The sequence below is a fragment of the Winogradskyella sp. HaHa_3_26 genome (assembly GCF_019278425.1).
Taxonomy (GTDB): Bacteria; Bacteroidota; Bacteroidia; order Flavobacteriales; family Flavobacteriaceae; genus Winogradskyella; species Winogradskyella undariae.
The window spans coordinates 2,389,198-2,404,945 of record NZ_CP058981.1; the positions used below are offsets into that span (position 1 = coordinate 2,389,198).

The 15,748-nt window shown below is 33.9% G+C and carries 11 protein-coding genes; 2 read left to right on the top strand and 9 right to left on the bottom strand.

What is annotated here, in order from left to right:
• The first annotated feature begins 158 nt into the window (after nucleotides 1-158).
• Together gltB and H0I32_RS10270 are read left to right on the top strand one after the other, a co-directional pair.
• Entirely contained in the window at nucleotides 159-4,673 is a 4,515-nt protein-coding gene (gltB, locus tag H0I32_RS10265) for a glutamate synthase large subunit (RefSeq protein ID WP_246293597.1), read from the top strand.
• Nucleotides 4,674-4,677: 4 nt separating this feature from the next.
• Nucleotides 4,678-6,141 (top strand): glutamate synthase subunit beta, encoded by a 1,464-nt coding sequence (locus H0I32_RS10270; protein WP_179313425.1) that lies wholly within the window; start codon nucleotides 4,678-4,680, stop codon nucleotides 6,139-6,141.
• A 129-nt stretch (nucleotides 6,142-6,270) separates the two neighbouring features.
• Here H0I32_RS10270 and argH read toward each other — a convergent pair whose 3' ends face one another.
• The 9 genes from argH to H0I32_RS10315 form a co-directional block, all read right to left on the bottom strand.
• Nucleotides 6,271-7,545, bottom strand: coding sequence for an argininosuccinate lyase (gene argH / locus H0I32_RS10275; RefSeq protein ID WP_179313424.1), 1,275 nt, complete (start codon nucleotides 7,543-7,545; stop codon nucleotides 6,271-6,273).
• A gap of 111 nt (nucleotides 7,546-7,656) precedes the next feature.
• Nucleotides 7,657-8,718, bottom strand: coding sequence for a M20 family metallo-hydrolase (locus tag H0I32_RS10280; RefSeq protein ID WP_179313423.1), 1,062 nt, complete (start codon nucleotides 8,716-8,718; stop codon nucleotides 7,657-7,659).
• Nucleotides 8,715-9,491, bottom strand: a complete 777-nt coding sequence (gene argB, locus H0I32_RS10285; protein ID WP_179313422.1) for an acetylglutamate kinase — start codon at nucleotides 9,489-9,491, stop codon at nucleotides 8,715-8,717. The genes H0I32_RS10280 and argB overlap by 4 nt, the downstream gene beginning before the upstream one ends.
• A 154-nt stretch (nucleotides 9,492-9,645) precedes the next feature.
• Nucleotides 9,646-10,581 carry an acetylornithine carbamoyltransferase gene (locus H0I32_RS10290; RefSeq protein ID WP_179313421.1) on the bottom strand — a complete coding sequence of 312 codons (936 nt, stop codon included), beginning with the start codon at nucleotides 10,579-10,581 and terminating at the stop codon, nucleotides 9,646-9,648.
• 39 nt (nucleotides 10,582-10,620) lie between these two features.
• Nucleotides 10,621-11,751, bottom strand: a complete 1,131-nt coding sequence (locus tag H0I32_RS10295) for an aspartate aminotransferase family protein (RefSeq protein ID WP_179313420.1) — start codon at nucleotides 11,749-11,751, stop codon at nucleotides 10,621-10,623.
• The gene (gene proC, locus H0I32_RS10300) at nucleotides 11,748-12,548 is read right to left on the bottom strand and encodes a pyrroline-5-carboxylate reductase (protein WP_173586414.1); all 801 of its coding nucleotides are present in this window, start codon (nucleotides 12,546-12,548) and stop codon (nucleotides 11,748-11,750) included. Before proC ends, H0I32_RS10295 begins: the two co-directional genes overlap by 4 nt.
• Nucleotides 12,549-12,756: 208 nt before the next feature.
• The gene (argC, locus tag H0I32_RS10305) at nucleotides 12,757-13,740 is read right to left on the bottom strand and encodes an N-acetyl-gamma-glutamyl-phosphate reductase (protein WP_179313419.1); all 984 of its coding nucleotides are present in this window, start codon (nucleotides 13,738-13,740) and stop codon (nucleotides 12,757-12,759) included.
• 83 nt (nucleotides 13,741-13,823) lie between these two features.
• A complete protein-coding gene (locus H0I32_RS10310) occupies nucleotides 13,824-15,002 on the bottom strand; it encodes an argininosuccinate synthase (RefSeq protein ID WP_179313418.1) in 1,179 nt (392 codons plus the stop codon).
• A 4-nt stretch (nucleotides 15,003-15,006) separates the two neighbouring features.
• Entirely contained in the window at nucleotides 15,007-15,636 is a 630-nt protein-coding gene (locus tag H0I32_RS10315) for a GNAT family N-acetyltransferase (RefSeq protein WP_173586417.1), read from the bottom strand.
• Between the last annotated feature and the right edge of the window lie 112 nt (nucleotides 15,637-15,748).

Below are 15,748 nucleotides of genomic sequence, written 5' to 3' on the forward strand. Positions count from 1 at the left end.
TAATTCCTAGTCTAAACTGTTATATTTTGAAAAATGTTTAGTTTCGGTGCTCTAAACTATCGATTTGAGAAAAGTGTTTCAACTATTTTTTTTATAAAATTATTGCATATATATTAGGGGAGTAATGAGGTGTTAAAACCTTTAAAATTTTTTGAATTATGCTGAAGAAACAAGGCCTTTATTTACCAGAATTTGAACACGAAAATTGTGGTGCGGGTTTTATATGTAATCTCAAAGGAGAGAAGACCAATCAAATTATACATGATGCTCTAGAAATACTAGTAAAATTAGAGCATAGGGGAGGTGTGAGCTCTGATGGAAAAACGGGTGATGGTGCAGGTTTATTAATAGATATTCCTCATGCTTATTTTAAACGTGTTTGTGGATTTAAAATCCCTGTTCGTGGCAAATATGCGATAGGAATGGTGTTTTTGCCTAAAAATAGAAATCAATATAAATTTTGTAAAGATACTTTTGAAAAAGAGGTGATTGCTCAAGGGCTTTCAATTATTGGCTGGCGAGAAGTGCCTGTAGATTCTACCCAATTAGGTCCAATAGCTTTAGCATCAGAGCCGAATATTGAGCAGCTGTTTATTGGGAAATCTAATGAGGTTTCAGAAGAAGTTTTTAAAGCTAAATTATATGCAGCAAGGAAAATAACTGAGCATACGATTGCGAATTCTAAAATGTCTCAAAGTTCTTATTTTTATGTTTCTAGTTTGTCTGTTAATACGCTTATTTATAAAGGGATTATTATGCCCGAAGATATTGGGACTTACTATAAAGATTTACAAGAATCAGATTTGGTAACACGCTTAGCATTAGTGCATCAGCGTTTTTCTACAAATACAATGCCTACTTGGGAATTAGCTCAACCCTTCCGATTTATGTGTCAAAACGGAGAGATTAATACCCTTCGTGGAAATGTAAGTAGAATGCGGGTGCGAGAAGAGATTATGAAAAGTGATGTTTTTGGACCTCAAATAGATAAATTATTTCCAATTATTTTACCAGGAAAATCAGATTCTGCTTCAATGGATATGGTGGTAGAATTATTAACGCATACCGGTAGGTCATTGCCAGAAGTAATGATGATGATGATTCCGGAGGCTTGGGAAAAACATAAAACAATGTCTCCAGAACGTAAAGCATTTTATGATTATAATGCCTGTATAATGGAGCCTTGGGATGGGCCAGCTTCTGTGCCTTTTACAGATGGAAATTACATTGGTGCATTATTAGATAGAAATGGATTAAGACCATCGAGATATACAGTAACAAAGAGTGGTAAACTTATAATGTCTTCAGAAATTGGAGTAGTAGATATTGCTCCAGAAGATGTGGAAAGTCATGGTCGTTTAGAACCAGGGAAAATGTTTCTTGTAGACATGAATCAAGGTCGTATTATAAATGACGAAGAAATAAAAAGTAAAATTGTTAGAGAAAGACCTTATCAACAATGGTTAGATAAAACAAGATTACATCTGAAGGATATTCCATATACAGGGCAAACTTGCCCGATTGAAACTATAGATATGAAGACAAGAGAGCGTCTATTTAACTATACGTTCGAAGATATTCAAGAGGTTATTACACCAATGGCTCAAAAAGGAAAAGAAGCTTTGGGATCTATGGGGATAGATACGCCGTTAGCGGTTCTTTCAAATAAACCTCAAATTATTTCAAATTATTTTAAACAATTATTTGCTCAAGTTACTAATCCGCCTTTAGATGGAATTAGAGAGGAAATTGTAACGGATATTAGTTTATCTCTAGGCGAGGATAGAAATATTTTTAATATTACAGAACGTCAATGTAGAAAGCTTAAAATTCAGAATCCAGTAATTTCAAACGATGATTTAGATAAAATAAGAAATATTACAGTTGAAGGTTTTAAGGCAGAAACGATTGAAATGCTTTACCAAAAAGATAAAGGGTTAAATGGTTTAGAAGACGCTTTAGATAATATTATAGTACAGATTGAAAAAGCACTTGAAAGAAAAACGAATATCATTATCTTATCAGATAGAGGGGTTAGTAAAGAATTTTCTCCAATCCCTTCATTGTTAGCTTGTTCTTATGTGAATCATCAAATGAACCGTTTACGTAAGCGTTCTTATTTTGATATTATTATAGAATCGGCAGAGCCAAGAGAGCCTCATCACTTTGCGACTCTATTTGGTTATGGTGCCAGTGCTGTAAATCCGTATATGGTAAATGAAATTATCAGAATACAAGTTAAAGATGGTTTTATTACCGGAATGGATGAGCAACAGGCTGTAGATAATTTTAATCAAGCCATAGGAAAAGGAATTCTTAAGGTGATGAACAAAATAGGGATCTCTACATTACATTCATACAGAGGTTCTCAGATATTCGAAATTGTTGGTTTTAATTCTCAATTTGTAGAAAAATATTTCCCATATACAGCGTCAAGAATTGAAGGTATTGGCTTATATGAAATTGAAAAAGAAATTAACCAGCGTTATAAATATGCTTATCCAGATAATTTATCAGACACACGATTAAGTTTAAATATTGGAGGAGATTACAGATGGAGACGAAATGGTGAGAAGCATTTATTTAATCCAACAACCGTTGCTAAATTACAACAAGCGGTAAGGTTAAGTGATCAGGCGAGTTATGATGTTTATGCAAAAACGATTAATGAACAGTCTGAAAATTTAATGACCATCCGTGGTTTATTTGAGTTTAATAATATCGATCCGATTTCTTTAGATGAAGTGGAGCCATGGACAGAAATCGTTAAGCGTTTTAAAACGGGAGCGATGTCTTACGGATCTATTTCTCGTGAGGCTCATGAAAATTTAGCCATTGCTATGAATAGAATTGGAGGAAAATCTAATTCAGGTGAAGGTGGTGAAGATAGAAGACGTTTTCAGCCCGATGTAAATGGCGATAGTCGTAATTCTGCAATAAAGCAAGTGGCTTCAGGACGTTTTGGAGTTACGTCTCATTATTTAGCAAATGCTAGAGAGATTCAAATAAAAATGGCTCAAGGTGCAAAACCTGGAGAAGGTGGTCAATTACCTGGTGAAAAAGTTTTACCATGGATTGCTGCGGCTAGGAATTCAACACCTTTTGTAGGTTTAATTTCACCGCCACCACATCATGATATTTATTCAATTGAAGATTTAGCACAATTAATTTATGATTTAAAAAATGCGAATCGCGAAGCCAGAATTAATGTGAAACTAGTTTCTGAAGTTGGTGTAGGTACTATTGCAGCAGGTGTTGCTAAAGCAAAAGCAGATGTTGTTCTTATTTCGGGTTACGATGGTGGTACAGGTGCTTCGCCTTTAACATCATTAAAGCATGCGGGTTTACCTTGGGAACTTGGTTTGGCAGAAGCGCAACAAACTTTAGTGCTTAATAATTTAAGAAGTAGAATTGTTGTTGAGTGTGATGGTCAATTAAAAACAGGACGAGATGTTGCAATTGCAGCATTGCTAGGAGCTGAAGAATTTGGGTTTGCAACAGCGCCTTTAGTAGCTTCGGGTTGTATAATGATGCGTAAATGTCATTTAAATACTTGTCCGGTTGGTATTGCAACACAAGATAAAGAGTTGAGAAAAAACTTTAAAGGAACACCAGAACATGTAATTAATTTCTTCTATTATATAGCTGAAGAGTTAAGATCAATTATGGCAGAATTAGGGTTTAGAACGATGGCTGAAATGATTGGTCAGACCCATAAAATAAATGCTAATAAAGCGATTAAGCATTATAAAGCTAAAGGTTTAGATTTATCTTCAATCTTACATCGACCAGAGTCTTACGGTAAAATGGTGGTTAAGAATACGGAGAAACAAGATCATAATTTAGATAATGTCTTAGATTTTCAAATACTAAAAGATTCGCATCGTGCTTTATATCGAAAAGAGAAAATGGCTTTAGCGTATCCTATTAAAAATACAAATAGAACTGTTGGGGCAATTGTAAGTAATGAAATTTCTAAGATTTATGGTCATTTAGGATTGCCAGAAGATACTTTAAATATCAATTTCACAGGTTCGGCAGGGCAAAGTTTTGGTGCATTTAGTGCACACGGACTTACATTTACTTTAGAAGGAAATACAAATGATTATTTAGGTAAAGGTTTGTCGGGGGCAAAACTTATTATTAAAAAGCCTGCAAAAGCAGATTTTATAGCTGCAGACAATATTATTGTAGGTAATGTTTGTTTATTCGGAGCGGTAGAAGGTGAAGCTTATATTAACGGAATTGCAGGGGAACGTTTTGCGGTAAGAAACTCTGGAGCAATAGCTGTAGTAGAAGGTGTTGGTGATCATTGTTGTGAATATATGACTGGTGGTAAAGTAATCGTACTTGGTAAAACAGGAAGGAACTTTGCAGCTGGAATGAGTGGTGGTGTCGCATATGTTTATGACCCAGAAAGTAAATTTATAAACGGTTTGTGTAATACCGAAACCATAGAGTTTGAAAAAATTCTCAAAAAAGATGGACTTGAATTAAAAGCCATCATTGAGAAGCATGTAAAATACACAAATAGTCAACGAGGTGCTGATTTATTAGCAGATTGGGATGTGAGTTTACGTCATTTTGTTCGTGTTATGCCAACAGAATACAAACGCGCTTTAAAGCGTTTAGCGACAGAAGAACAAATGGTTGAAGAATTAGAAACAGTATAGGACAATGGGAAAAGTAACAGGTTTTAAGGAATTCGAAAGAAAAGATGAGACATATAAACCAGTAAAGGATCGTGTAAAAAACTATAAGGAGTTTACGGTGCCTTTAAGTGATAAAGGTATGACAGAGCAAGGTTCTCGTTGTATGGATTGTGGTATTCCATTTTGTCATAGTGGTTGTCCGTTAGGGAATTTAATTCCAGATTTTAATCATATGGTACACCAAGGAGAGTGGCAAAAAGCATCTTGGATATTACATGCTACAAATAATTTTCCTGAATTTACAGGTCGCTTATGTCCTGCGCCATGTGAGCAAGCATGTGTTTTAGGTATTATTGAAGATCCGGTTTCTATAGAGAATATTGAAAAAAATATTGTTGAACGCGCCTTTAAAGAAGGTTGGATAAAACCACAACCCCCAAAAGTACGAACAGGTAAAACAATTGCTGTTGTTGGTTCTGGTCCAGCAGGTTTGGCTGCTGCTCAACAATTAAACAGAGCAGGTCATACGGTTACTGTTTTTGAGCGCGATGATGCTATTGGAGGACTGTTACGCTATGGAATTCCTAATTTTAAAATGGAGAAAGGAATTATTGATCGTCGTTTAGCAATTTTAGAAGCTGAAGGGATTGTGTTTAAAACCAATGTAAATGTCGGTGTAAATTACGATATTAAAGAATTGAAAAAGTTTGATGCTGTAGTGCTTTGCGGTGGGTCAACGGAACGTAGAAGTTTACCAACACCAGGTATTGAAGCTGAAGGGGTTGTACAAGCTATGGATTTCTTAACGCAGCAAACTAAAGTTGTATTTGGTCAAAAAGTAAAAGATCAAGTATTAGCTACAGGAAAAAATGTGATTGTTATCGGTGGTGGTGATACAGGTTCAGATTGTATTGGTACATCGAATCGTCAAGGTGCAAAATCGGTTGTTAATTTTGAAATTATGCCAAAGCCACCAGGGCATCGTTCACCTTCTACACCATGGCCATATTGGCCGTTACAGTTAAAAACATCTACCTCTCATAAAGAAGGTGTGGAGAGAAACTGGTTGATTAATACAAAAGAATTTGTTACCAATAGTAAAGGAGAGCTTACGGCATTAAAAACCGTAAATGTAGAATGGGAAATGGTTCCGGGAGAAAGACCTAAGTTAGTTGAGGTTCCTGGAACTGAAAAAACTTGGAAATGTGATTTAGCATTGCTCGCACTTGGTTTTACTGGTCCTGAAGCTACAATAGCTGATCAATTAGGGATTCACAGAGATGTACGTTCTAATTATAAGGCTGAATATGGTAAATATCAAACTAATGTACCAAAAGTGTTTACTGCTGGAGATATGCGTCGTGGACAATCGTTAATTGTTTGGGCTATTTCTGAGGGACGAGAAGCAGCTCGTCAGGTAGATATTTTCTTAATGGGAACATCTGATTTAGCAACTAAAAATGAAGAAGGAGATTTGATTGGTTTATAATCAAATCAATTTTAAAAATATTTCTACTACTATAAAATCTAGGGGTAGTCTTTTTGTTAGAGTAGAAACTAAAAAGCATCTGATTTCAGATGCTTTTTTTGTTTAAACTATTTTATATTTTAATTGTATTTATTTTGGGTATTTAGCTTTAATGTCTTCTAAGCATAAATTATGAATACTTCCAATATGAGAATGTTTTTTACCTAAATCTGGTTTATAAGTACCGGCTTGGACTTGTCCTCCAATTTTTTGATAAGCTTCTCTAAAACTCATGCCATCCACCACTAAATTATTGATACTATCTACTGTAAATAAGTATTGGTATTTTTCATCCTTCAAATCAATATCTTTTACAATGATTTGTTGAATAGCATAATTAAAGATATCTAAAATGTCTTTTACGTCTTCAAAAGCATTAATGATGTTCTCTTTTAATAATTGAAAATCTCTGTGATAACCACTTGGTAAATTATTGGTGATAAGTAACATTTCAGAATGTAAAGCTTGAATTTTATTACACTTTCCTCTAATCAGTTCAAATACATCAGGATTCTTTTTGTGTGGCATAATACTGCTTCCTGTTGTTAATTCATCAGGGAACGTTACAAAACCAAAATTCTGACTCATATACAGGCAAATATCCATAGCAAAACGAGACATCGTGTTACAAAGTCCGCCTAAAGCACTTGCAATAGCACGTTCACTTTTTCCTCTACTCAATTGTGCAGCAACAACGTTATATTTTAAAGTAGAAAAACCAAGTTCTTTGGTGGTGATATTTCTATCAATAGGAAATGAACTTCCGTAACCAGCAGCTGAACCTAAAGGGTTTTGATCTGCTATTTTTGAAACCGCATTTAAAACGTAAACATCATCGATTAATAATTCCGCATAAGCAGAGAACCATAATCCAAAAGAGGAAGGCATTGCAACTTGTAAATGTGTGTAACCAGGTATTAATTTGGTTTTATAGGTGTCGGCTAAGCCTAAAAGGGTATCAAAAAATGTTTTTGTTTTGTTATTAATAATTTCTAGATTCTCTTTGTAATAGAGTTGAAGTGCGACTAAAACTTGATCATTTCTAGAACGAGCAGTGTGAATTTTCTTTCCAACTTCACCTAAGGTTTTGGTCAATTCGTGTTCAATTTTAGAATGTACATCTTCAAACGAATCTTCAATAATAAAAGTACCTTCTTTAATAGATGTTGCTAATATTTCTAATCCTGATTTAAGTTGTGTTAATTCTTTAGAAGTTATAATTCCTATTGATTCTAACATTATAGCATGTGCTAAAGATGCTTGGACATCATATTTTGCAATATGCATGTCTATTTCTCGGTCGTTACCAACGGTGAATAATTCTATTTTTTTATCGATTGAAAATCCTTTGTCCCACAATTTCATAATATAAATTTTAATTCTTAAAATTTAGAACCAAGAAGCAAGACCGCTTCACTGTTAGAACACGGACTCTTTATTCATGCGATAAAGCATATGATCTTGATTCTTCTGTTTTTACAATACTTTTTCTAATAATTTAATATAAATATCAATTCCTTCTTCAATTTCAGCTAAATAAATAAATTCATCTGCTGTATGCGAGCGTGTGCTGTCGCCAGGGCCTAATTTTAAGGAAGGACAGCTTAAAACTGCTTGATCTGATAGGGTAGGTGAACCATAGGTTTCTCTTTCTAGTTCAATTCCGGCTTCTACTAATTCGTGACTTATAGGAATAGAAGATGAATTTAATCGTAAGCTCCGTGGTATAATACTTGTACAAGGTGATTTTCTTTGTAAAATTTCCGCAATTTGTTCATTGGTGTACTTGTCATTTACGCGAACATCAATTACTAAATCTACTTCAGGTGGTATTGCGTTGTGTTGTTTACCTGCATTGATTTGCGTCACCGTCATTTTTACATCACCTAAAGTTGGTGATTTTTTTGTAAAGTCGTAATCTTTAAACCATTTTAAAACTTCTATTGTGTTGTAAATAGAATTATCTTCATTTGGGTGTGCGGCATGGCCAGCGGTCCCTTTTACTTTTGCGTCAAAAACTACTAATCCTTTTTCTGCAATAGCAAGATTCATCAATGTTGGTTCGCCTACTATAGCAACATCGATGTTTGGAATGATAGATAACATACTATTTAGTCCATTTGGTCCGCTGCTTTCCTCTTCAGCAGAAGCTACAATAACTAAGTTGTAGTTAAGGTTTTTCTTGTCGTAATAGTAAGTGAAAGTAGCAATTAAAGATACCAAGCATCCACCAGCATCATTACTGCCTAAACCGTATAGTTTACCGTCTTCTACAATGGCTTTTAAAGGGTCTTTAGTGTAGCCGTTGTTTGGTTTTACGGTGTCGTGATGTGAATTTAGTAATAAGGTTGGCTTGCTCTTATCAAAATGTTTATTGGTTGCCCAAATGTTATTTTGACTCCTGTTAAAAGGAATTTTTTGTGTTTTAAACCAATCTTCAATTAATAAAGCAGTTTGGTCTTCTTCGGAAGAAAATGATTGCGTTTCTATAAGTTGTTTTAGTAACGCTATGGCTTCTACAGTAAGTCTTTCTATCATTTTGTGATTGTTGTGTGTTTAGCATTGGCATGGAAAAGCATATCTGATTTTCCAATACAAACCTTTTTAACGTTATGATTAATGGCGTAAAAACAATTATTTAATTTAGGTAACATACCTTCGTAAATAATGCCGTTTTCAATTAATGTTTTGTACGTTTCTGTATTAATTTTTTCTATAACAGAATCATCATTTTCTACATTTTCTAAAACCCCATTTTTCTCAAAACAATAATACAATTTTGTAAGATAACTTGTTGCGAAACCTATAGCTAATTCTGAAGCAATAGTATCTGCATTCGTGTTTAGTAATTGACCATTTTCATCGTGGGTTATGGCGCAAAAAACGGGTGTGATGTTGTTTTGAAGAAGAATTTCTAGAGTTTTAGTATTGACTTGTTTTACATCTCCTGCAAACCCATAGTTAATAGGTTCTGTTGGTCTTTTTATAGAGACAATAGAATTGCCATCGGCACCAGAAAAACCAATTGAATTACATTGATGAGATTGTAATTGTGCTACAATATTTTTATTGATCTTACCGGCGTAAACCATTGTGATAATATCTAAAGTTTCATTGTTGGTAACACGTCTGCCTTCAATCATAGTTACAGGAATATTCATTTGTGTAGCTAGTTTTGAAGCTAATTTTCCACCACCATGAACGAGGATTTTAGGGCCTTTTAATTTTGAGAAATCTTTTAGAAAAGATGATAACGCAACGTCGTTATCAATGATGTTTCCTCCGATTTTTATGACTTTTAGTGTTTCCATGTTATGCTCGATAAAGCGAGTATCTTTTGATTTCTATTTTTTTAGACCTGCTAGGTTTTTGAAACCTGCAAGGTCTTCTATAATTCTATTTTACGATGTCAGTCACCTCGAGCGCAGTCGAGAGGTATATGAGGTCTCGACTGCGCTCGAAGAGCTATATTTTTTCCAAAATCTGCTTCAAAACGACTTGTGCTGCAAAAGTTCTGTTATTAGCTTCTTTAATGACTACGGATTGATCGCTGTCTAAAACCGCATCTTCTACAACTACATTTCGTCGTACAGGTAAACAATGCATAAATTTTGCATGACCTAATTTTGCTTTGGTCATCATCCATTTTTCATCTTGATGAAGTACTTTTCCATAGTCTTTATAGCTACTCCAGTTTTTTACGTAAACAAAATCAGCATCTTTTAAGGCTTCTTCTTGATTGTAATTTATAGGGGTGTCTTTGGTGATTTCTTCATTTAATTCATAACCTTCAGGATGTGTAATGGTTAAATCAACTTCCATTTCTTGCATCATTTCTATAAACGAATTTGCAACGGCTTGTGGTAATGCTTTTGGGTGTGGTGCCCAAGATATAACGACCTTTGGTTTTGCTTTTTCTGTCAATTCTGTGATGGTAATAGCATCTGCTAAGGCTTGTAAAGGATGCGCTGTAGCGCTTTCCATGTTTACAATAGGAACCGTTGCGTGTTTTTTGAAGCTATTCAGAATTAATTCAGATTCATCTTTTGCTTTATCCGTTAAACTCGGAAAAGCTCTTACGGCAATAATGTCTGCATATTGTGAAATGACTTGTGCTGCATCTTTAACGTGTTCAGATTTGTCCATGTTCATGATAGCTCCATCTTCAAACTCTAAATTCCAAGCATCATTAACATTTAAAATGGTCACATTCATACCTAAGTTTTTTGCTGCTTTTTCGGTGCTTAATCGCGTTCTTAAGCTCGAGTTAAAAAATAGCATAACCAAGGTTTTATTTTTCCCTAATTCTGAAAATTCAAAAGGGTTCATTTTTAATAAAATGGCTTCCTTTATTGTTTCTGATAAGTTTTGAATGTCTTTAGTTTTGGTGTAATTTCTCATGTATAATAAATCTTGATAGCTATCAAAATAGGCGTTTTGTTATGCTTTTAATTCTTTTTCTAAGGCTTTAAAAAAGACATCGATGTGTTTTTTCTGAATAGTTAACGGTGGAAGTATTCTGATTAGGTTAGGGTTTTTTGCACTTCCTGTAAATATGTGATGATTGAAAATTAACTTTTTTCGTAAATCAGCAATTGGAAAATCGAACTCTAAACCAAGCATCAATCCACGGCCTTTAATGGTTTTTAAATTTGGAAGCGCTTTTGCTTTGTCTAAGAAATAGGCTTCCATTTCTTTTGCATTTTGCATTAAATTCTGTGCTTCTATCACTTCTAAAACAGAAAGTGAAGCAGCACAAGCCAAATGGTTACCACCAAAAGTGGTTCCTAATAAACCAAAAGAGGCTTTAATTGAAGGGTGAATTAATATACCTCCGATTGGAAATCCATTTCCCATCCCTTTAGCTAATGAAATAATATCTGGTGTGATATTATGTTTCTGAAAAGCAAAAAAGTCACCAGTTCTACCAAAACCAGATTGAACTTCGTCTGCAATTAAAGTTGTGTTGTAATGTTTACATAGTTTTTCTAATCCTTGATAGAATTCAGTAGTGCTTTGGTCTAATCCTCCAACACCTTGAATAAACTCTACAATAACCGCACAAGTTTCATTTTGTTTTAAAATATTTTCAACGGCATCTAAATCTCCTAATTCAACAAAATCGACTTGTTGTTGTGCGTTTATTGGGGCAACAATTTTGGGGTTGTCAGTTGCTGCAACTGCTGCAGATGTTCTTCCGTGAAAGGAATTTTTAAATGCTAAAATTTTCTTTTTTCCATTGTGAAAAGAAGCTAGTTTTAAAGCGTTTTCATTGGCCTCAGCACCAGAATTACATAAAAACAGCTGATAATCTTTACAGTTAGATAAGGCTTCAAGTTTATCGGCTAATTCTACTTGCAATGGATTTTGAATAGCATTACTGTAAAAACCTAGTTTTTCAACTTGATTAGTGATTGCAGATACATACTTTGGGTGTGAATGCCCAATAGAAATCACAGCGTGTCCTCCGTAAAGGTCTAAATATTCCACGTTTTTATCATCATAAACATAAACGTCTTTTGCGCTTACAGGTGTGATGTCGAATAATGGATATACATTAAATAAACTCATATTTGCTCTTTTTTAATGTTGCTAATTTTATTGTATGAAGCGATCATACCTTGTATTAAAGATGAACTCAAACCTTTGTGCTCCATTTCGTTTAAACCTTCAATAGTACAGCCTTTTGGTGTTGTTACTCTGTCTATTTCTTCTTCAGGATGATGTCCGTTAGTAATTAATAAACTCGCTGCACCTTCGCTTGTGTACATAGCTAATTCTTGTGCTTCTTTGGCATCAAAACCTAATTGAATAGCTGCTTGAGTGGTTGCTCTAATTAATCGCATCCAGAAAGCAACTCCGCTTGCACAAACGACTGTTGCAGCTTGCATTTGAGATTCTGGTATTGCTAATGAATGTCCTAATCGATTAAAAATAGCTTCAGCAATTTTAATGCGCTTTTGTCCTTTTTCATTACTACATAAACAGGTCATTGATTTTCCAACAGCAATAGCTGTATTTGGCATAGCTCTTATTATAAATTGATCTTCGCCGACAATACTTTCAATCTTTGGAATTAAAAAACCTGTTATAGTTGAAATTAAAACATGTTTTTCTGTTAAATGAGGTTTTATGTCATTTAAGATTTTTTCAAAATGAGTGGGTTGTATAGCAAATATTAAAATATCAGATTGCTTTACAGCTTCAATATTATCGGTTGTTAAAGTCACATTTTTATAACCCTCTAAATCTTGAATATCATCGAGGTTTCGTTTTGTTAAATATAATGTGGTGATAGCATTGTTAGTGATTAATCCTTTGGCTATGGATTTTCCTAAATTTCCTGTTCCTATGATTGCTATTTTCATTTTGCTTTTCTATTGTTTTTTAATGGTAAAATGTGTTCGCATTAAAAAATGCTCGGTTCATGTTAATGACCGCGAAAGCGGTTATCTCTTTAAGTTAAACTTTATTTTATCTAAACCTTTCGACTGCGCTCAAGGTGACAGTTTAGGCGATTTTCAATTTGGTTTCAGACTTGCTAGGTTTATAAAACCTGCTAGGTCTTAATGTGTTTTAAAAATAATTAGCTTTCAATTGTAAACCTTCAGTTTCTTCAAAACCATACATTAAATTCATATTCTGAACAGCTTGTCCGGAAGCTCCTTTTAACAAGTTATCTATAATACTAGTAACTAATAATTTATTTTCATGTTTATGTAAATGAAGAATACATTTATTAGTGTTAACCACTTGTTTTAAATGAATGTCATCATCCGAAATAAAGGTATAGGCAGCATCTTTATAAAATTCAGAATACAATGTTTTTGCATCTTCTAAAGTTCCATTAAACTTTGTGTAAAGTGTTGCAAAAATTCCTCTTGAAAAATCGCCTCGATTGGGCATAAAGTTGATTTCTGAATTGAAATCAGACTGTAATAGGTTTACAGTTTGATTGATCTCACCTAAATGTTGATGTGTAAATGCTTTGTAATGCGAGAAATTATTAGCTCTCCACGTAAAATGTGTGGTTGCTGATAAGGAAGTTCCTGCGCCTGTGGCACCTGTTACGGCATTAATATGAATATTGTTAGTTATAACCCCCGCTTTAGCAAGTGGTAATAAAGCTAGCTGAATTGCAGTAGCAAAACAACCAGGGTTCGCAATGAAACTCGCTTTTTTAATGTCGCCTTTATTTAGTTCAGGTAAACCATAAATAAATGCTTTACCGTTAAAATTAGCATCAGCTTCGAGTCTGAAATCATTACTTAAATCAATAATTTTAGTCGTTTTAGAAAAGGTGTTTTTTTCTAAAAAAGCTTTTGAATTTCCATGACCTAAGCATAAAAATAAAATATCAATATCTGGATTTATAGTGTCTGAAAATACTAATTCTGTGGTTCCTAATAAATCTTGATGTACTTTACTTATTTTATTTCCAGCATTTGAGGTGCTGAAAATGAAATCGATATCTACATGAGCATGATGCATTAATAAACGTATTAATTCACCAGCCGTATAACCTGCACCTCCAATGATTCCTGCTTTTATTTTTTTCATATCTATTTCCTCCGAATGTGTGAATGTTTTTAATTCAACTTTATGTTGAGACCTGTCAGTTTTTAAAATCAGACAGGTTTAGATTAATTGTTTACTTGTTGATAAATCTTATTCTGATTCCCAAAAATTTTGATAAACCCTTTAGCTTCATCAGCGGTCCAGCCTTTGTTTTCTTCGCCATAACTTCCAAACTTTGCACTCATTAAATCGTGCTTAGAAGCAATACCATCTAGTGAAAAATGATAAGGTTTTAAAGTTACAAATACATCGCCTGTTACTTTTTCTTGACTACTTTGTAAAAAAGCTTCCATATTTCTCATTACAGGATCTAGATATTGACCTTCATGTAAGTGCATACCGTAGAAGTTAGACAAGTAATCTTTATGTTGTAATTGCCATTTGGTTAAGGTGTGCTTTTCTAATAAATGGTGTGCTTTTATGATGATTAAAGCAGCTGCGGCTTCAAAACCAACTCTACCTTTAATTCCAACAATAGTATCTCCAACATGAATATCTCTACCGATTGCATAACCCGATGCAAGTGTATTTAAGACTTCTATATTTACTTCAGGATTGTTTTTAACACCATTTACGGCAACTAATTCTCCTTCAAAAAATGTTAAGGCTACCTTTTCTGGTTCCGTATGTTTTAATTGTGAAGGATAAGCAGATTCCGGTAGCGGTTTTTCTGAAGTTAACGTTTCTTCTCCTCCAACACTCGTTCCCCAAAGGCCTTTGTTAACAGAGTATTTGGCTTTGTTCCAAGACATATCGATTCCGTTTTCAATTAAGTAATCAATTTCGTGTTGTCTTGTTAATTTTTGGTCTCTTATAGGTGTAATAATTTCAATTTCTGGTGCTAATGTTTGAAAAATCATATCAAAACGAACTTGGTCATTTCCTGCTCCAGTACTTCCGTGTGCAATATATTTTGCGTCAATACTTTTGGCGTATTGTACAATTTCAATAGCTTGAATAATACGTTCTGCACTTACAGATAGAGGGTAGGTATTGTTTTTAAGTACATTTCCAAAGATTAAGAACTTAATCACTTTATCATAATAAGATGCAACAGCATCAATATTTTTATAAGTAGAAACACCCATTTTATAAGCGTTACTTTTTATACTTTTAATTTCTTCAGGTGTGAAACCACCTGTATTTACGCTTACGGCATGAACATCGTATCCTGCTTTGCTTAAACTTACTGCGCAGTAAGACGTGTCTAATCCGCCACTATATGCTATAACTAACTTTTTCATATGCTTAATCTTGTTTTTTGTCCTTTTTAAGAAACATGTTGTGTTTTATGAGTTTTAATCTTGTCCAAACTTTTTTATCGTAATTCCGCTTTTCATGTTTTGGAGTTTCGGTTTTAGCAGGATCATAAAGCATACCAGTACATAAGCACATTTTTTGCTCTGTTCTTGTTAAGACATCAAAGTTTTTACAGGTTTGGCAACCTTTCCAAAAGGATTGGTCATCTGTTAATTCTGAAAATGTAACTGGTTTATAGCCTAATTCACTATTCATTTTTAAAACCGCCAACCCTGTAGTAATACTAAAGATTTTAGCATTAGGAAATTTGGTTCTTGAATGGTTAAAAACTACTTTTTTGATTTGTTTGGCTAGCCCAATATTTCTGAAATCTGGATGCACAATTAGACCAGAGTTAGCTACAAACTTACCATGACCCCATTGTTCAATATAACAGAAACCAGCAAATTTATCCCCTTCTAAAGCGATAACAGCATTGCCATTTTGTAGTTTAGTTATAATGTATTCAGGCTCTCGTTTGGCAATTCCTGTTCCTCTTACTTTAGCAGCTTCAGCAATAGTTTTACAAATAATTTCGGCGTAAACACTATGTGATTTATCAGCAATAACAATTTCCATTGTAATTGATATTTAATTATAAAAATGTTTGATTTTTGTTTTGAAAGTAGAACCGGACTCACCTAAGTTCTGTAAAATAGAAATGTACCCTTACGGGCGGCGAATAAAAAAG

Bases quoted from the DNA above. Each gene is read 5' to 3' on its own strand.
- gltB (WP_246293597.1), top strand. From the start codon at position 159: ATGCTGAAGAAACAAGGCCTTTATTTACCAGAATTTGAACACGAAAAT.
- H0I32_RS10270 (WP_179313425.1), top strand. From the start codon at position 4,678: ATGGGAAAAGTAACAGGTTTTAAGGAATTCGAAAGAAAAGATGAGACA.
- argH (WP_179313424.1), bottom strand. From the start codon at position 7,545: ATGAAATTGTGGGACAAAGGATTTTCAATCGATAAAAAAATAGAATTA.
- H0I32_RS10280 (WP_179313423.1), bottom strand. From the start codon at position 8,718: ATGATAGAAAGACTTACTGTAGAAGCCATAGCGTTACTAAAACAACTT.
- argB (WP_179313422.1), bottom strand. From the start codon at position 9,491: ATGGAAACACTAAAAGTCATAAAAATCGGAGGAAACATCATTGATAAC.
- H0I32_RS10290 (WP_179313421.1), bottom strand. From the start codon at position 10,581: ATGAGAAATTACACCAAAACTAAAGACATTCAAAACTTATCAGAAACA.
- H0I32_RS10295 (WP_179313420.1), bottom strand. From the start codon at position 11,751: ATGAGTTTATTTAATGTATATCCATTATTCGACATCACACCTGTAAGC.
- proC (WP_173586414.1), bottom strand. From the start codon at position 12,548: ATGAAAATAGCAATCATAGGAACAGGAAATTTAGGAAAATCCATAGCC.
- argC (WP_179313419.1), bottom strand. From the start codon at position 13,740: ATGAAAAAAATAAAAGCAGGAATCATTGGAGGTGCAGGTTATACGGCT.
- H0I32_RS10310 (WP_179313418.1), bottom strand. From the start codon at position 15,002: ATGAAAAAGTTAGTTATAGCATATAGTGGCGGATTAGACACGTCTTAC.
- H0I32_RS10315 (WP_173586417.1), bottom strand. From the start codon at position 15,636: ATGGAAATTGTTATTGCTGATAAATCACATAGTGTTTACGCCGAAATT.